This window comes from Actinopolymorpha sp. NPDC004070 (assembly GCF_040610475.1).
Taxonomy (GTDB): domain Bacteria; phylum Actinomycetota; class Actinomycetes; order Propionibacteriales; family Actinopolymorphaceae; genus Actinopolymorpha.
In genome coordinates, this window is the sequence record NZ_JBEXMJ010000002.1 from 353,253 (window position 1) to 370,716 (window position 17,464).

Here is a 17,464-nt window from a genome sequence, read left to right on the forward strand (position 1 = left end):
GATCTGGGCCGGCAGGAGAGTCCGGCGAACCACTCGGCCGACCTCCTGTCAGCGGAGCGAAGTCGTCGGAGTGGGAGGCCGCACCGTTGTCAGGCCCCACACGCTCGCCAGAGAGGGAAGTAGCGCCGGACGACTCGGCCGGAACCTGTTCAGGCTCCAATGGTGCCGATGCCGATGAAGTCGAAGGCGCTTCCGGGGACCCGACACCAGGCTCCGCTCCGGTGGCTCCGATGGAACTCTCCTCGGTCGGGCCTGCGACACCCGAATCGTCGGCTGTCGACTCAGCAGCAGCTGATCCTTCGGTCGCGCCCAGCCGCGATGGTGACCCCGCCGAGTCAGAGGTGGTGGAGTCACCACCCGGTCCCGACGAAGCAGCCGGCGACCTGGTCGCCGGCCAACCGAGTCCGGTCCGGCGAGGTGCCGAACCAGCTCCCGGAAATTCGGGTTCGTACTCGCGTGACGGTTCCCCGGGCCAGCCGAGTCCGGTTGTCACCTGCACGTCGGTCACCGTCACACTCCCCTTGCCGAACCGGACCCGTCCCGGCGACTTCGCCTCTTCTTCGCCGAGCTTGCAGCACCTCGCGATGTTCCCGCGACGACGCGCACCACAGTGGTCGGCACCGGCAGGAGCTCCGCACCCAGACGCTCGATGGAGTACTCCACCGCACCAGCCGCATCGAGTTCTTGGCGCGCTTCGTCCAACTCGGTGCCCGCGCGTTCCCCCTTCATGGCCAAGACTGACCCACCGGGCCGACACAGACCAAGCGCGACACGGGCCAGGCGGGAAAGAGGCGCGACCGCTCTGGCCGTGACCACGTCGTAGCTACCTCGATGATCCTCCGCACGCGCCCGAACGACCGTGATGCCGTCCAACTCGAGCTCCTCGGCCACCTCGGACAGAAACTCCGCCCGTCGCAACAACGGCTCCAGCAGGGTGATCCGGAGGTCAGGTCGGGCAATCGCGAGCACGATGCCGGGCAAGCCGGCACCGGAACCGATGTCGCACACGGTGGCGTTGGTCGGCACCATGTCCGCGAGGACTCCGCAGTTCAGCAGATGCCGATCCCACAGCCGTGGAACCTCACGCGGACCGAGAAGGCCTCGCTCAGTGCCCGGACCCGCCAGCAACTGGGCGTACCGACGAGCCAGCGACAGGCGTTCGCCGAACACCTGCTCAGCAGAGGGTGGGCTGTCAGGAGCTACCGCAGTAGGCGCTGTTTCACGTGAAACGTCGGACGCCGGAGCCTTGGACTCAGGCTTGCTGGACGACGACTCGCCGCTCCGGTTCTTCGCCCTCCGACTCACTCGTCAGCCCCTTCGCAGCAACAGCGTCGTGGACGATCTTCCGCTCGAACGGCGTCATCGGCGCCATCCGGACCGGCTCACCACTGGCGCGGACTTCTTCGACCACCTTCTCCGCCAGCGCGACCAGGTCGGTACGGCGCTGGGCGCGGTATCCGCCGACGTCGAGCATCAACCTGCTGCGTTCCCCGGTCTCCCGGTAGACCGCGAGTCGGGTCAACTCCTGCAGTGCCTCGAGGACCTCGCCGTCCTGGCCCACCAGGAGGTTCAGGTCGCCGCCGACGATCGCGACCATCGCACGGTCACCTTCGACGTCGAGGTCGATGTCACCGTCGATGTCGGCGATGTCGAGCAACTCCTCGAGGTAGTCGGCAGCGACGTCACCCTCGGCCTCCAGCCGGGCGATGCGGTCCGCGGACGCCTCGGCGGCTTCCTGACCGCTGTCGCGGTCTCCGACCTCCTCGGACGGCCCCGATCCGGCGACCTCGTCGGTCACCTCTGCCGACTCGTCCGGCTCGGGAGAATCCACCGAGCTGGTCTCTGCGGCCTGGCCGGACTGCTCGCCCTGCTCGCTCGACGCCCCGGACTTCTCCGCATCGCCACCTTCGACGAACGACGTAGCGCCTTCAGTCACGACTTCTCCTTCGTTCCTGCGCCGTCGGTTGGCGCTTCACACCTTCGGGGACGGGCATGCCGTCCGTCGTCAACGGCCCTTCCGCTTGCTACGCGGCAGACGCTGCGGTTGTACCCGCTTGACCGTCTGGGCGGCCTCCGGCTGCACGCCGTCAGCGGAAGGAGCCGCTCCGTTCGCGCTCTCCTTGGCTGTCTCCTTGGCGCCGCCCGGCAGGATCCCACCAATTCCGGTGCGATGTCCCGTCTTCTTCGTCTTGCGCGCCTGGTAGGCGTCAAAGGCAGGCGTACCCGGTGCCGGATTGCGGCGAATCACCCAGAACTGCTGTCCCATCGTCCACACGTTCGTGGTGAACCAGTAGATGAGAACGCCGACGGGGAAGTTCACGCCGCCGACCGCGAACACCAGCGGGAGCACGTAGAGCAACAGCTTCTGCTGCTGGGCGTACTGGCCGGTCAGCGCCTCGGGCGGCATGTTCTTGCGCATCAGTTGGCGCTGGGTGGTGAACGTCGTGGCTGTCATCAGGAGGATGAGCACGATCGTCACGATCCGCACGGACATGCTCGTCGAGCCGATGAACTTGTCCGAGATGTGCGCGCCGAAGATCGAGGCGTGGCGCAGGGAGTCGACGAGGTCCTGGTTCAGGCCCGAACCTCGGACCATGCCGTTCGCCGCGCCGTCGAGCACGCGGAACAGCGCGATGAAGATCGGTGACTGCAGCAGAATCGGCAGGCACGAGGAGAACGGGTTGGTGCCGCTCTCCTTGTAGAGCTTCATGAGCTCCTGGCCCATCCGCTCCCGGTCGTGGCCGTACTTCTTCTGCAGCTCGCGCACCTTGGGCTGCAGAAGTGCCATGTTGCGGCTGGCCCGGATCTGCCGGACGAACAGCGGGATGAGCAGGATCCGGATGAAGACCACGAGGCCGACGATCGACAGAACCCACGTCCACCCCGAGTCCGGACCGAGGAGCGGGGAGAAAACGGTGTAGAACGCTCGAATGATCCACGACACGACGTCGTAGAGCGGCGTAAGGATCGTGTCGTACCAACTCACGCTTCATGCACCTCAGGTGTGGGTGTGCGCGCCCACACCGGCGCGCGGTCGGGGTGGCGGGACCGGGTCGTACCCACCGGGGGTCCAGGGGTGGCACCGCGCCAGCCGGCGTACCGCAAGCCAGCTACCGCGCAGTGCCCCGTGTGTCTCGACTGCTTCCAGGGCATAGGCGGAACACGAAGGGTGATAGCGGCACACCTGGCCGTACAAGGGGCTCACCGCCAGGCGATACCCCTTGAGAAGCAGGACAAGAACGACCTTCACCGCACACCCTCCGCCTCGACCCGCCGCGCCCGCGCCAGGACGACGTCGAACGCCGCGTCGAGGTCACGTCCGAGCCGCTCGCCGGACGCCTCCGCTGCCGACGGTAACGCGCGGACGACGAGGAGGGTTCCTGGGGACAGCCCGGCGACCCGGTCTCGCAGCATGTGTCGGAGCCGCCGCCGCACGGTGTTGCGGACGACGGCGTTACCCACGGCACGGCTCACCACGAAACCGACCCTCGCGGGGGCAGGATCCGTGGTGAGTGCGAGATGGACGACAAGCGTCGACCGGCCCGACCGTTGTCCGCGTCGGATGGCCGTCGCGAAGTCGGCCGGACGACGCATGCGGTGGCGGGCCGGGACCACGACATCGAGTGTGACCTGGGCGACCTCGGCCGTCAGACGGCGAGGCGCTGGCGGCCCTTGCGCCGCCGGGCAGAGAGGATGGCGCGGCCGGCTCGGGTCCGCATCCGCAGCCGGAAGCCGTGCGTCTTGTGCCGGCGCCGGTTGTTGGGCTGGAAGGTGCGCTTCACAGGGAGTCTCCTGGTCAGTGACGATGATCGCGGGCACCGTCAACTCGACGTCACCGTCCACCCGCGGCCCAGCACACGCACCCAGTGCGGTGTGGGATCTGATCCGTGAGCATACGGCGAGCGCCGAAGAGAACAGCACCGTGACCGACTTACGGTACGGGTCAGCCGCTCGGCCGGTCAAACTGGGTTCTGTCCACCCACGCCTGCCCGGTCGTGGCGACCGTCTCATGGTCGCCGGCGCGCCGTGCGCCCGGGGCATCCGGCCACCGCGGGTGACCAGCCGAGGACGATCGGGGCTTTCGCGCGCTCCGGCCGGTTTCGCCGGAATGAACCGGAGCTTGTTGGCCGGATTGTGCGCTTGTTACCGTCCCTCACCCTTAGGGTCGTCCACAGCCGCTTTACACAGCCTGTGGAAGGATCTGTGGACGCCTGCAGCCGCCTGGGATTGTGGTCGACGGAAGTCCGTCCACAACCGCGCACGAAGCGGTCATCCACAGGGGCGTGGGCGCAAGACCGAAGGAATGTCGAGACGGGAGTGACCTAGTGGCCGGCGAACCAGACCCACTCAGCGCCACCTGGCGACTGGTCCGCGAAGGCCTCGACCAGGATCTGCCGGCCACTCACCGGGTGTGGCTCGCCCAGAGTCGCCCGGTCACCCTCCACGGCAACACCGCGATCATCGCGGTGCGCGACGACTTCACCCGCACCCAGCTCGAGACCAAGCTCCGTCCGCGCCTCGAGGACGCTCTGTCCACAGCGCTCGGCCAGTCGGTCCGGCTGGCGGTCACCGTCGAGCCCTCGCTCTCCCTCGACGACCATGACGACCACGACGGAGACGGCAGGGCGGGCGCTGCCACGGGTAGCCACCGGGACGAGTACGACCAGGGACGAGAGCGCGGTGGGAGCTCCGCCGGACCGCACGACCAGGGGTCGAGCGGAACGCAGACGCCCGGGATGTCCGGTTCACTCGGTTCGCCCGGCTCACCCGGCTCGGGCTCGTCCGGCCAGTCCGGCGTACCCGACCTGCCTCGGTCCGGGCTGAACGGCGGCGTGAGCGGAACGGATGCCTTCGCCCTCTCGTCCGCTCCGCCCGGTCAGCCGGTACGCGCCGACAGCGAGCCCCCGCGGCTGAACCCGAAGTACCTCTTCGACACGTTCGTCATCGGCTCGTCCAACCGGTTCGCCCACGCGGCGGCCGTGGCGGTGTCGGAGGCGCCCGGCAAGGCGTACAACCCGCTGTTGATCTACGGCGACTCCGGGCTCGGCAAGACCCACCTGCTGCACGCGATCGGCCACTACGTCCGCAACCTCTTCGCGAACGCACGGATCCGCTACGTGTCCAGCGAGGAGTTCACCAACGACTTCATCAACTCGATCCGGGACGACAAGGCGCCGACGTTCCAGCGCCGCTACCGCGACGTCGACGTGCTCCTCGTCGACGACATCCAGTTCCTCGAGAACAAGGAGCGCACGCAGGAGGAGTTCTTCCACACCTTCAACGCGCTCCACAACGCGAACAAGCAGATCGTGATCTCCTCCGACCGGCCGCCGAAGCGACTGGAGACGCTGGAGGACCGGCTGCGCAACCGGTTCGAGTGGGGGCTGATCACCGACATCCAGCCGCCCGACCTGGAGACCCGGATCGCGATCCTGCGCAAGAAGGCCGCCCAGGAACGCCTCACCGCTCCGCCGGAGGTGCTGGAGTTCATCGCCAGCAAGATCCAGACCAACATTCGCGAGCTCGAGGGCGCGCTGATCCGGGTGACGGCGTTCGCGAGCCTCAACCGGCAGGCCGTCGACCTCGCCCTGGCAGAGATCGTGCTGAAGGACCTCATCCCGACCGGCGGCGAGCCGGAGATCACCGCGGGCCAGATCATGGCGCAGACGTCGTCGTACTTCGGCCTGTCGATGGACGACCTGTGCGGGTCCAGCCGCAGCCGCGTCCTGGTGACGGCCCGGCAGATCGCGATGTACCTCTGCCGCGAGCTCACCGACCTGTCGCTGCCGAAGATCGGCCAGCAGTTCGGCGGACGCGACCACACCACGGTCATGCACGCGGACCGGAAGATCCGGCAGCTGATGGCGGAGCGCCGCAGCGTCTACAACCAGGTGACCGAGCTGACGAACCGCATCAAGCAGCAGGCGCGGTCGTCCTGAACCCCGACGCCGCGGCGGCCTGCCCGCCACCCCTGACACGCCCGGTACGCCCTCCGAGCTGTGCTCACACCCTGGGGACAACTCTGTGGATCAATCCCGACCAGGTCGGGGAAGAACTGTGGATCGGGTGGGACAGAACTCCGCGGTCCACCGGGCCCACCCACGTGCCCCCAACCGCGCACACAGCCCCGGTGGACGCCCGCAAGTCCGCTGAGCAGCGCAAACGCGAGTTATCCCCAGTGTCCACCGCACCTATGACGAAGCTGAGCCTAATTACGTCTATGACAAGAACTCCACAATCCCCAACGGCCCGCTCCTGGGGACGACGACACCAGACCCCGCAGTTGCCGACTCCCACGGCCGACCGGGTCGGCACCTCGGCGACCCACGCCGCGGGTGACCCCGTCGGTGAGCAGGTCCCGACGCGGACGCGCACAGCGCGTCGGTCAGGTCGCCCCGCCACCACCGCCGACATGGTCGGCGGTGTAGCGTCGTGCTCCCAGTTGGCCGCTGTCCGTCGAGGAGGCGAAGAGCGGTGAAGTTCCGCGTAGACCGTGACGTCCTCGCCGATTCGGTGGCCTGGGTGGCACGCAGCCTTCCGTCCAGGCCCTCGCTGCCCGTGCTCGCCGGCATGTTGGTCGAGGCCCGCGACGGCGAGTTGCTGCTGTCCGGCTTCGACTACGAGACCTCCGCACGCGTCAGCGTGCCCGCCGACGTTTCCGCAGAGGGCTCGGCGCTGGTTTCCGGGCGCCTGCTCGCCGACATCAGCCGGAGCCTTCCTGCTCAGCCGGTCGACCTCACCGCCGAGGGCGGCAAGGTCGTGGTGACCTGCCGCAGCGCGCGGTTCACCGTGCAGACGCTGCCGGTCGAGGACTACCCCGAACTGCCGCAGATGCCGGCCGCCTCCGGCACGGTGAAGGGCGACGTGTTCGCCAACGCCGTCTCACAGGTGGCCGTGGCCGCCGGCCGCGACGACATGCTGCCGGTCCTCACCGGTGTCCGCATCGAGATCGAGGGCTCGTCGGTGACGCTCGCCGCGACCGACCGCTACCGCCTCGCGGTCCGCGAGTTCACCTGGTCGCCGGAGCAGTCCGACCTGTCGGCCACCGCCCTGGTGCCGGCGCGGGTGCTCGCCGACACGGCCAAGGCGTTCGGCGCCGGATCGGACGTGACGATCGCGCTCGCCGCTCCCGGCACCGGCAGCGGCGAGGGACTCGTGGGCTTCACCGGCACCACCGGTGGCTCCCAACGCCGGACGACGACCCGGTTGCTGGACGGTGAGTTCCCGAAGTACCGCACGCTCTTCCCGCCCGAGCAGCAGACCGTCGCCCGAGTGGAGACCGGCGCCCTGGTCGAGTCGCTGAAGCGAGTCGCTCTGGTGGCCGAACGCAACACCCCGATCCGGCTCACGTTCGACGACGGGGTCGCCACCCTGGAGGCGGGCAGCAGCGACGAGGCTCAGGCCTCGGAGTCGATCGAGGCCACAATCGAGGGGGAGGGACTGACCATCGGGTTCAACCCGCAGTACCTCCTCGACGGCCTGGGTGCGATCGAGGCCCCGATCGCACAGTTCGCGTTCACCCAGTCGACCCGCCCGGCCGTCCTCACCGGCCTGGCCGCCGCCGACGCCGAGCCGAACACCGACTACCGCTACCTGCTGATGCCGGTACGACTGCAGAGCTGAGCCCAGGAGAGATCCATCCCGGCCGATCGGCGGGGCCGACGCGGGAATGCCCCGGCCCGGTTGGGGCAGCACATGGGAGGAACGGCGTACCGGCACGCGAGAAGGGACTGGTTCTGATGGAGATCGGGCTTGTCGGCCTGGGCAAGATGGGCGCGAACATGCGGGAGCGCCTGCGTGCCGCCGGTCACACGGTCGTGGGATACGACCACCACCCCGAGGTCTCCGACGTGGACAGTCTCGAGGCGATGGTCGCCCAGTTGTCGCGACCGCGCGTGGTGTGGGTGATGGTCCCGGCCGGGGCCACCACGAGAGCTGTGATCACCGAGCTCGCCACGCTTCTCGACGAGGGTGACGTCGTGGTCGACGGCGGTAACTCCCGCTGGACCGACGACGCAGTCAGCGCCCAGACGCTCGCCGAGCGCGGCATCGGGTTCGTCGACTGCGGCGTGTCCGGCGGCGTATGGGGCCGAACCAACGGCTACGCCCTGATGTGCGGCGGCACGGCCGAGGACGTGGCCAAGGTGCAGCCGGCGTTCGACGCGCTCAAGCCGGAGGGCGAGTTCGGCTTCGTCCACGCCGGCAAGGTCGGCGCCGGCCACTTCGCCAAGATGGTGCACAACGGCATCGAGTACGGCGTGATGCAGGCGTACGCCGAGGGATACGAACTCCTCGAGGCCACCGACATCGTCGACAACGTCACCGACGTCTTCCGCTCCTGGCGCGAGGGCACCGTGATCCGGTCCTGGCTGCTCGACCTGCTGGTCTCCGCGCTGGAGGAGGACCAGCGGCTGGAGAAGATCCGGGGGTACGCCGACGACTCCGGCGAGGGCCGCTGGACCGTCGAGGCCGCCATCGAGAACGCCGTACCCATGCCGGCCATCGCCGCCGCGCTGTTCGCCCGCTTCGCCTCCCGCCAGGACGACTCCCCCGCGATGAAGGCGATCGCCGCGATGCGCAACCAGTTCGGCGGACACGCGGTGCACCCGGACGCCCACTCGGTGCGCCCGGACACCGAGGCTCCCTGAGCCAACGTCCGACGCACTGCCGTGTACGTCGCGCACCTCTCCCTCACCGACTTCCGCAACTACGCCACGGTCGAGCTCGACCTCGAACCAGGGGTCACGGTGTTTCTGGGCCAGAACGGCCAGGGCAAGACCAATCTCGTGGAGGCGGTCGGCTACCTCGCCACACTCGGTTCGCACCGAGTGCCGCACGACGCGCCGTTGGTGCGCGCCGACGCCACCCGGGCGATCGTTCGCGGGGACGTGGTCCGTGGCGCCCGGCACGCGCTGATCGAGCTGGAGGTCACGCCCGGGCGCGCCAACCGTGCCCGGCTCAACCGGTCGCCGGTATCCCGCCCGCGGGACGTGCTCGGCGTCCTCCGCACGGTCCTGTTCGCACCCGAGGACCTCGCCCTGGTGAAGGGCGACCCGGACACCCGGCGGCGGTTCCTGGACGAGTTGCTGGTGGCCCGCGCGCCACGGCTTTCCGGCGTACGGCAGGACTACGATCGGGTTCTGCGCCAGCGGAACACCCTGCTCAAGACGGCCGCGCAGGCGTCCTCCGGGGCCCTGCGCACGCTGGACGCGTGGGATTCGCACCTGGCCCGGCTCAGTGGGGAGATCCTCGCGGCCAGGCTGGCCACCATCGAGTTGCTGCGTCCGCTGGTGGCGAAGGCGTACGCACACGTGTCGCCCACGCAGGAGGAGGTACGCCTCGACTACCGCAGCTCGGCCGACCTCGGCGACCAGGTCACCGCGGCCGCGCTGGCCGACGACGTCACCGCCGCGCTGGCCGAACGCCGGGACGAGGAGGTCCGCCGCGGCGTCTCGCTTGTCGGTCCGCACCGCGACGATGTGGTCCTGAGCCTCGGCGAGTTCCCGGCGAAGGGGTACGCCAGCCACGGCGAGTCGTGGTCGGTGGCGCTGGCGCTGCGGCTGGCGGCGTACGACCTGCTGTGCAGTGACGGAGGTGAGCCGGTGCTGATCCTGGACGACGTGTTCGCCGAGCTCGACGCCGGACGCAGGCGCCGGTTGGCCGGCCTGGTGGCCGGCGCGGAGCAGGTGCTTGTGACCGCCGCCGTGGCGGAGGACGTCCCGGAGCAGTTGGCCGGGACGCGGTACGTCGTCGTGGAGGGGAAGGTCGAACGTGCCGAACCTGCCGCCTGACCTGCCCGACCTGCCCGACCGCTCCGATCCGGCAGACCCGTCGGCGTTCTCTTCCGACGCTTCGGACTCCCTGGACCCCGCGGTGCTCGTCGACCCCGTCGACGGTGCGGCACAGGCTCCGGCCGGCAAGGACGGCAAGGACCATGACGACGAGACGCCGGAAGGCCCCCGCTCACCCGACGACGGCGACGCGACCTGGAACCCCTCCGGTCTGGAACTGGCCCGGGCGGTCGCCGCGGCCCTGGCACGCCCCGGGGTCGGCGGCCGTCCCGGCAGGCGGTCCGGCTCGGCCGGGCGCGCCGGTGACCGGCGTTCCCGAGCGGGTCTCACCTCCAGGACCACCCGGTCCGGCGCCGGGCCCGACGACCGTGACCCGCAGGCACTCGAGTCCACCATCGGCCGGCTGGTCAACGAACGCGGCTGGACCACCGACGTCGCCGTCGCCGGCGCGCTCGCCCGCTGGGACCACATCGTCGGGCCGGACGTCGCGGCACACTGCCGGGCGGAGCGGTACGTCGACGCCGAGCTGACCGTCCGGGCCGACTCGACCGCGTGGGCGACCCAGGTCCGGCTGCTCGCCCCGAGCCTGGTGCGGCGGCTGAACGAGGAACTCGGTGACGGCACCGTCCGGCGGGTGATCGTTCTCGGTCCGTCGGCTCCGAGCTGGCAGCGGGGTCTGCGCAGTGTCCGCGACGGACGGGGTCCCCGGGACACCTACGGCTGAGCCGCCGGGGCGTCCATTCACTGTCGGCTCACTGTCGGCTCACTGTCGGCGCCCCGGGCGTGAGGCCCCTTCCCGATCGCCCGGCTACCTCCTGGATTGACCGGTTTCGTCCGCCGGAACGGCCGTCGGCACGGCCGACCTCGTGATCGTCCACAGAAGGCGCTCAGACCGATCAGTGGAAGCGAAGGTACGGAGGGGGATACGTCGGTCGCGGCTGTGCTGGCCAGTGGGGCTTCCAGGGCCTGCCAGACATGCTTCTGCGGCGCCGGACGAGTACACTGGCGGCAGTTCAGGCCGCTCCAACCGTCTGGGGCGCCGCGTCCTCGCCGGACGCCGGACGTGCTCACACGCGGAGCGGCCTCTTCGTGTCCTGTTGGCAGGAGGTCAACCACACGTGACGACTGGTGATGTGCCTACGACTGATGATGCGCCAACCAACGAAGATCTGCCTCAGTACGACGCCAGCGCGATCCGGGTCCTGGAGGGCCTGGACGCGGTGCGTAAGCGGCCGGGAATGTACATCGGTTCCACCGGTGAGCGGGGTCTGCACCAGTTGGTGTGGGAAGCCGTCGACAACGCGGTGGACGAGGCGATGGCCGGTCACGCGGATCGGGTCGAGGTCACCATCCTTCCCGACGGCGGCCTGCGGGTGGTCGACAACGGTCGCGGTATCCCCACCGGGATCGTGGAGTCGGAGGGGCGTTCGGCGGTCGAGGTCGTGATGACCGTGCTGCACGCCGGCGGGAAGTTCGGCGGCGGCGGCTACAAGGTCTCCGGCGGTTTGCACGGCGTGGGTATCTCCGTGGTCAACGCGCTGTCGACCCGGCTCGAGGTCGAGGTCAAGAACGCAGGTCACCGCTGGACCCAGTCGTTCCACCTCGGTGAGCCGGACCACCCGCTGGCCCAGCACGAGGAGACCGACGAGACCGGCACCGCGATCACGTTCTGGCCCACGCCCGACATCTTCGAGACGACGACGTTCGTCTACGAGACGATCGCCACCCGGCTGCGGGAGATGGCCTTCCTCAACAAGGGCCTCACCATCGCGCTGCGAGACGAGCGGACCGAGCTGAGCGAGACGGGCGAGGCGCGCGAGGCGGTCTTCTGTTACGAGAACGGCATCGTCGACTATGTCGAGCACCTCAACGCCACGAAGGACCCGGTGCACCGCAGCGTGATCGCGTTCGAGGCCGAGGACACCAAGGCCGGCATGAGCCTGGACGTCGCGATGCAGTGGAACTCCTCCTTCACCGAGTCGGTGCACACCTTCGCCAACGCGATCAACACCCACGAGGGCGGCACCCACGAGGAGGGCTTCCGGTCCGCGCTCACCAGCCTGGTGAACAGGTTCGGCGAGGACTGGAACCTCATCAAGAAGCGTGAGGACCGGCTGTCCGGTGACGACGTACGCGAGGGCCTGACCGCGATCATCTCGGTCAAGATGGAACAGCCGCAGTTCGAGGGGCAGACGAAGACCAAGCTCGGCAACACCGAGGCCAAGACGTTCGTCCAGACCCTGATGTACGACCAGCTCAGCCAGTGGTTCGAGAAGAACCCCGGCGAGGGCCGCGACATCGTGCGCAAGGGTATCGCCGCCGCGACCGCGCGGGTGGCCGCCCGCAAGGCGCGTGACCTGGCCCGCAACCGCAAGGGCCTGCTGGGCGGGGGTGGCCTGCCGGGCAAGCTCGCCGACTGCCAGTCGACCAACCCCGACGAGTGCGAGATCTTCATCGTGGAGGGTGACTCCGCGGGTGGGTCGGCCAAGGGTGGGCGCGATCCGCGGATCCAGGCGATCCTGCCGATCCGGGGCAAGATCCTCAACGTCGAGCGGGCCCGGATCGACCGGGTGCTGCAGAACGCCGAGGTCCAGGCCATCATCGCCGCGCTGGGCACCGGGATCCACGAGGACTTCGACCTGGCCAAGCTGCGCTATCACAAGATCGTGCTGATGGCCGACGCCGACGTGGACGGCCAGCACATCACCACCCTGCTGCTGACGTTGTTGTTCCGCTACATGAAGCAGGTCATCGAGGCCGGCCACGTCTACATCGCTCAGCCGCCGTTGTTCAAGATCCGCTGGTCCAACGCGCCGCACGAGCTGGCCTACTCCGACCGCGAACGCGACGGTCTGCTGGCCGCGGGCCAGGAGGCCGGGCGCAAGCTGCCCAGGGAAAACCCGATCCAGCGGTACAAGGGTCTCGGCGAGATGAACGCCGACGAGTTGTGGGAGACCACGATGGATCCCGACGGCCGGATCCTGGGACAGGTCACCCTCGACGACGCCGCACAGGCGGACGAGATCTTCTCCGTCCTCATGGGAGAGGACGTCGAGCAGCGGCGTTCGTTCATCCAGCGCAACGCCAAGGACGTCCGGTTCCTCGACATCTGATGACTCTCGCCGCAACGACCAGCCACCCGTCCACCGGTTCGATCGGACACCTCGTGTCGTCCCCCGCGGACGGCCGTAGTGCGAAGGAACAGGTCCAGTGACCGAAGACACCACCGCCGCTCCACCACCCCCGCCCTCCAGGGTCAACCCCGTCGATCTCCAGGCGGAGATGCAGCGCAACTACCTCGAGTACGCCATGAGCGTGATCGTGGGCCGGGCGCTGCCGGATGTCCGCGACGGGCTGAAGCCGGTGCACGTCCGCGTGCTGTACGCCATGTACGACGGCGGGTACCGGCCCGACCGCGGTTTCTCCAAGTGCTCGCGCGTCGTCGGTGACGTGATGGGTCAGTACCACCCTCACGGTGACAGCGCGATCTACGACACCCTCGTCGGCCTGGCGCAGCCGTGGACCAAGCGGCACCCGCTGGTGCAGGGGCAGGGCAACTTCGGTTCGCCGGGCAACGACCCGCCGGCCGCCATGCGGTACACCGAGTGCCGGATGGCGCCGCTGGCGATGGAGATGGTGCGCGACATCGACGAGGACACCGTCGAGTTCCGCCCCAACTACGACGGCCGCGGGCAGGAGCCGGTCGTACTCCCCAGCCGGTTCCCCAACCTGCTGGTCAACGGCTCGGCCGGGATCGCGGTCGGGATGGCCACCAACATCCCGCCGCACAACATGCGCGAGGTCTCCTCGGCGGCACTGTGGGCGCTGGAGCACCCGGAGGCCACCAGGGAGGAGATCCTCGCCGCCGCGATGGAGCGCATCCCCGGCCCGGACTTCCCGACCGGTGCGCTCATCGTCGGCAACCGCGGGATCGAGGACGCCTACCGCACCGGCCGCGGCTCGATCACCATGCGCGCGGTGGTCGACGTGGAGGAGGACAACAAGGGCCGCACCTGCCTGGTGATCACCGAGCTGCCCTACCAGGTCAACCCGGACAATCTCGCCCTGCGGATCGCCGAGCTCGCCGACTCCGGCAAGGTCACCGGCATCGCCGACGTACGCGACGACTCCTCCTCCCGCACCGGCCAGCGGCTGGTCGTCGTCCTCAAGCGGGACGCGATCGCGAAGGTCGTCCTCAACAACCTGTACAAGCACACCCAGCTGCAGGACAACTTCGGCGCCAACATGCTGGCGCTGGTCGACGGCATTCCGCGCACGCTGTCCCTCGACCAGTTCCTCACCCACTGGATCGACCACCAGATCGACGTCATCCAGCGGCGCACCCGGTTCCGGCTGCGCAAGGCCGAGGAGGACGCCCACGTCTACCGCGGCCTGGCCAAGGCACTCGACGCCCTCGACGAAGTCATCGCGCTCATCCGGCGCAGCCCGTCGGCCGACGACGCCCGCACCGGCCTCATCGAGCTGCTGGAGATCGACGAGATCCAGGCCCGGGCCATCCTCGACATGCAGCTGCGCCGGCTGGCCGCGCTCGAACGCCAGGCCATCCTGGAGCGGCTGGCCGAGCTCGAGGCCCGGATCGCCGACTACAAGGACATCCTCGCCTCCCCGGAACGCCAGCGCAGGATCGTCGCCGAGGAGCTGACCGCCATCGTCGACCGCTACGGCGACGACCGGCGTACGCAGATCATCCCCGCCGACGGCGACCTGACCGCGGCCGACCTCATCCCCGACGAGGAGGTCGTGGTCACCATCACGATGGGTGGCTACGCCAAGCGCACCCGTAGCGACCTCTACCGCAGCCAGAAGCGCGGCGGGAAGGGTGTGCGGGGGGCGGCGCTGCGGGGCGACGACGTGATCAACCACCTGTTCGTGACCCGTACCCATCACTGGCTGTTGTTCTTCACCAACCGTGGCCGGGTCTACCGCGCCAGGGCGTACGAGCTGCCGGAGGCGGCGCGGGACGCGAAGGGCGGCCACGTCGCGGGGCTGCTGTCGTTCCAGCCGGACGAGGAGATCGCCGAGGTGCTGGCGATCGCCGACTACGAGCAGTTCCCGTACCTCGTCCTCGCGACCAAGAAGGGCCTGGTCAAGAAGACCCCGCTGCGGGAGTACGACTCCAACCGCGCGGCCGGGGTCATCGCCTTGAACTTCCGCGACGAGGACGACGAGCTGATCGGCGCCGAACTGGTCAACCCCGACGACGAACTCCTCCTGGTGTCCCGCAAGGCTCAGGCGGTGCGTTTCGTGGCCGATGACGGACAGTTGCGTCCGATGGGCCGGGCTACGTCCGGCGTGACCGGGATGCGGTTCCGCGACGGTGACGAACTGTTGTCGATGGCGGTGATCCGCGCCGGCGAGGAAGAGGGTCAGTACGTCTTCACGGTGACCGACGGTGGTTACGCCAAGCGGACGGCAGTTTCCGAGTACCGCCGACAGGGCCGGGGCGGGCTGGGAATCAAGGCGATGCGGATTTCCGACGCCCGGGGCTCCCTCGTTGGGGCAATAGTGGTAAGTAACGGGGACCGGGTCCTGTCCGTCAAAGCCAGCGGACAGGTGACCAGAAGCCCGGTGGCGGACGTGGCGGCGAAGGGACGTGACACCATGGGCGTCATCTTCGCCGGAGTGCGCGAAGGGGATTCGGTCGTTGCCATCGCCCGGAACACCGAGGACGATGCTGGGGACGACGGGAAACCGGAGACGGCCGACGACCTGCCCGCTGATGATGGACCTACCGACGGTCCGGCCGGGCAGGACCAGGCTGACAGCCAGGAGGACAGCACGTGACACGGAACGGCGGGCCTGACGAATCCGCTACCCAAGTCATCCCCTCGACCGGGGGCGGAGCTGGCCAGAGCAACCGTCCTGGGCACAAGGCCCAGAACGGTCCGGATAACACTCCGCGTGCGGCGCCCCCACGCCCCGACCTGCGCAGGCCCGCGCCCAACCGGCCGACCGACCCGGCGGCGATCCGGGAGCGCAACGGGCTCCGTCAGCGGATCCTGTCCGCGCCGCAGCCGCCACCGGACCCGCGCACCCGCGTGCGCCGGGCCCGGCTGCGGGCGGTCCGGCTGGACCCGTGGTCGGTGATGAAGACGGCGTTCCTGCTGTCCATCGCGTTCGCGATCGTGACCGTCGTGGCGGTGAGCGTGGTCTGGTACGTCCTTCAGGCGGCCGGCGTGTACGACTCCATCAGCCGGACGATCTCCGACGTACTCGGCAGCGCCTCGGAGACCCGGTTCAACCTCGAGGACTACATCGGGCTGCAGCGGGTCCTCGGGTTCACCGCACTGATCTGCGTGGTCGACGTGATCCTGATCACCGCGATCGCCACGTTGTGCGCGTTCCTCTACAACCTGTCCGCCAGCCTGCTGGGCGGCCTGGAGGTCACGCTCGCCGAGGACGAGTGACGCGACGAGCCCCCACCCGGTGACCGCCTTCGGTGTTCTCCGGGACCGTCCGGTCGCGCGCCGTTCCTTGGGTGGTACCCGCGTCGAACCGGTTTGGGCGGGACGCTAGGGTTGCGGTAACGTTCGTCGGCGCCCGGGCCTATAGCTCAGACGGTTAGAGCGCTTCCCTGATAAGGAAGAGGTCACTGGTTCAAGTCCAGTTAGGCCCACTCACCCGAGCGGTCGACACGAAGGACACGGCAGTGATGCCGTGCCCGTGCCGGCCACCCGCAGGGGTGTGGTCATCCCAGGCCGGTGTCGTTCAAGGAGGCTCCCGGTGATCAAGAAGGCACTCCTCGCCGCTGTCGCGATCGCCGGTGGCTGGTTCGCGTACAAGCGGTTGCAGGCGGACAAGGCGGAGCAGAACCTCTGGGCGGAGGCAACCGACCCGGTCCCGCCCTCCGGTGGCGCTCACTGACCGACCGGCTCGGCGCTCCGGCGCTTCGGCGCCGATCCCGGGGGCGTAGCTCAACTGGCAGAGCACTGCCTTTGCAAGGCAGGGGTTAGGGGTTCGAGTCCCCTCGTCTCCACCACCACAACACACCAGGTCAGGCCGTGGCTCGGCCGGGCCGCCGATGGTCGACGGACACCGGGTACCGTCCCGTCTCGTGAACGACGCGGCGACCGACCTCCCTGACTCCAACCAGTCGGGCACTTCCAGCCGGGTGACTCTGCGCCACCTCGCCGACCGCGACCAGGACGAGTTCCTCGAGCTGGTGGGCGCGAGCACGCACCTGCATCGGCCGTGGATGTCCCTGCCGTCCACGCCGGAGCAGTTCCGGGCCTATCTCGCCCGCTACGAGGGGCCCGACGAAGAGTCGGTGCTGGTCTGCGTGCGCGGCAGTGGAGCCATCGCCGGGATGGTCAACATCAACAGCATCATCCGGGGACGGTTTCAGTCCGGATCCGTCGCCTACGCCGCGTTTGCCCCGACCGCCGGCCAGGGCTACCTGACCGAGGGGCTCACGCTCGCGGTGCGCTTCGCCTTCGAGCAGTTGCGGCTCCACCGGCTCGAAGCCCAGATCCAGCCCGCCAACCACGCGTCTCTCAAGCTGGTACGCAGGGTCGGATTCCGGCAGGAGGGCTACTCGCCCAAGCTGCTGTACATCGACGGGGCCTGGCGCGACCACGAGCGCTGGGCGATCACGAACACCATGATCGACATCGGGCCAACGTCTCCGCACCCGACGCTGCCCGAGCGCTAGA

The 17,464-nt window shown here is 69.1% G+C and carries 16 protein-coding genes and 2 tRNA genes; 12 read left to right on the forward strand and 6 right to left on the reverse strand.

What is annotated here, in order from left to right:
* Positions 1–510: 510 nt before the first annotated feature.
* The 6 genes from rsmG to rpmH form a co-directional block, all read right to left on the reverse strand.
* Positions 511–1,170 carry a 16S rRNA (guanine(527)-N(7))-methyltransferase RsmG gene (gene rsmG, locus ABZV93_RS05145; protein WP_354930609.1) on the reverse strand — a complete coding sequence of 220 codons (660 nt, stop codon included), beginning with the start codon at positions 1,168–1,170 and terminating at the stop codon, positions 511–513.
* Positions 1,171–1,252: 82 nt separating this feature from the next.
* Positions 1,253–1,798, reverse strand: coding sequence for a R3H domain-containing nucleic acid-binding protein (locus tag ABZV93_RS05150; RefSeq protein WP_354931364.1), 546 nt, complete (start codon positions 1,796–1,798; stop codon positions 1,253–1,255).
* A gap of 207 nt (positions 1,799–2,005) precedes the next feature.
* The gene (yidC, locus tag ABZV93_RS05155) at positions 2,006–2,986 is read right to left on the reverse strand and encodes a membrane protein insertase YidC (RefSeq protein WP_354930612.1); all 981 of its coding nucleotides are present in this window, start codon (positions 2,984–2,986) and stop codon (positions 2,006–2,008) included.
* 12 nt (positions 2,987–2,998) lie between these two features.
* Positions 2,999–3,250 carry a membrane protein insertion efficiency factor YidD gene (gene yidD / locus ABZV93_RS05160; protein WP_354930615.1) on the reverse strand — a complete coding sequence of 84 codons (252 nt, stop codon included), beginning with the start codon at positions 3,248–3,250 and terminating at the stop codon, positions 2,999–3,001.
* The gene (gene rnpA / locus ABZV93_RS05165) at positions 3,247–3,615 is read right to left on the reverse strand and encodes a ribonuclease P protein component (protein WP_354930618.1); all 369 of its coding nucleotides are present in this window, start codon (positions 3,613–3,615) and stop codon (positions 3,247–3,249) included. The genes yidD and rnpA overlap by 4 nt, the downstream gene beginning before the upstream one ends.
* 32 nt (positions 3,616–3,647) lie before the next feature.
* A complete protein-coding gene (gene rpmH, locus ABZV93_RS05170; RefSeq protein ID WP_092883951.1) occupies positions 3,648–3,782 on the reverse strand; it encodes a 50S ribosomal protein L34 in 135 nt (44 codons plus the stop codon).
* 543 nt (positions 3,783–4,325) lie between these two features.
* Between rpmH and dnaA the strand changes: the two genes are divergently transcribed.
* The 12 genes from dnaA (at position 4,326) to ABZV93_RS05230 (ending at position 17,463) form a co-directional block, all read left to right on the forward strand.
* On the forward strand, positions 4,326–5,939 hold the full coding sequence (dnaA, locus tag ABZV93_RS05175; protein ID WP_354930621.1) for a chromosomal replication initiator protein DnaA: 1,614 nt from the start codon (positions 4,326–4,328) through the stop codon (positions 5,937–5,939).
* Between the two features lie 535 nt (positions 5,940–6,474).
* Positions 6,475–7,623 (forward strand): DNA polymerase III subunit beta, encoded by a 1,149-nt coding sequence (gene dnaN, locus ABZV93_RS05180; protein WP_354930624.1) that lies wholly within the window; start codon positions 6,475–6,477, stop codon positions 7,621–7,623.
* Between the two features lie 116 nt (positions 7,624–7,739).
* The gene (gene gnd, locus ABZV93_RS05185) at positions 7,740–8,648 is read left to right on the forward strand and encodes a phosphogluconate dehydrogenase (NAD(+)-dependent, decarboxylating) (RefSeq protein WP_354930627.1); all 909 of its coding nucleotides are present in this window, start codon (positions 7,740–7,742) and stop codon (positions 8,646–8,648) included.
* A gap of 21 nt (positions 8,649–8,669) precedes the next feature.
* The gene (gene recF / locus ABZV93_RS05190; protein ID WP_354930630.1) at positions 8,670–9,791 is read left to right on the forward strand and encodes a DNA replication/repair protein RecF; all 1,122 of its coding nucleotides are present in this window, start codon (positions 8,670–8,672) and stop codon (positions 9,789–9,791) included.
* Entirely contained in the window at positions 9,772–10,515 is a 744-nt protein-coding gene (locus tag ABZV93_RS05195; RefSeq protein ID WP_354930632.1) for a DciA family protein, read from the forward strand. Before recF ends, ABZV93_RS05195 begins: the two co-directional genes overlap by 20 nt.
* Before the next feature lie 409 nt (positions 10,516–10,924).
* Complete coding sequence (gene gyrB, locus ABZV93_RS05200; protein WP_354930635.1) at positions 10,925–12,904, forward strand: DNA topoisomerase (ATP-hydrolyzing) subunit B; 1,980 nt, start codon at positions 10,925–10,927, stop codon at positions 12,902–12,904.
* A gap of 97 nt (positions 12,905–13,001) precedes the next feature.
* Complete coding sequence (gene gyrA / locus ABZV93_RS05205) at positions 13,002–15,596, forward strand: DNA gyrase subunit A (protein WP_354930638.1); 2,595 nt, start codon at positions 13,002–13,004, stop codon at positions 15,594–15,596.
* Entirely contained in the window at positions 15,593–16,219 is a 627-nt protein-coding gene (locus ABZV93_RS05210) for a DUF3566 domain-containing protein (RefSeq protein ID WP_354930641.1), read from the forward strand. The genes gyrA and ABZV93_RS05210 overlap by 4 nt, the downstream gene beginning before the upstream one ends.
* Before the next feature lie 135 nt (positions 16,220–16,354).
* A tRNA-Ile gene (locus tag ABZV93_RS05215) sits at positions 16,355–16,428 on the forward strand.
* A 110-nt stretch (positions 16,429–16,538) separates the two neighbouring features.
* Positions 16,539–16,676, forward strand: coding sequence for a DLW-39 family protein (locus ABZV93_RS05220; RefSeq protein WP_330831785.1), 138 nt, complete (start codon positions 16,539–16,541; stop codon positions 16,674–16,676).
* A gap of 39 nt (positions 16,677–16,715) precedes the next feature.
* Positions 16,716–16,791: transfer RNA gene (locus ABZV93_RS05225), tRNA-Ala, on the forward strand.
* A gap of 75 nt (positions 16,792–16,866) precedes the next feature.
* The gene (locus tag ABZV93_RS05230) at positions 16,867–17,463 is read left to right on the forward strand and encodes a GNAT family N-acetyltransferase (RefSeq protein ID WP_354930644.1); all 597 of its coding nucleotides are present in this window, start codon (positions 16,867–16,869) and stop codon (positions 17,461–17,463) included.
* The last annotated feature ends 1 nt before the right edge of the window (position 17,464 follow it).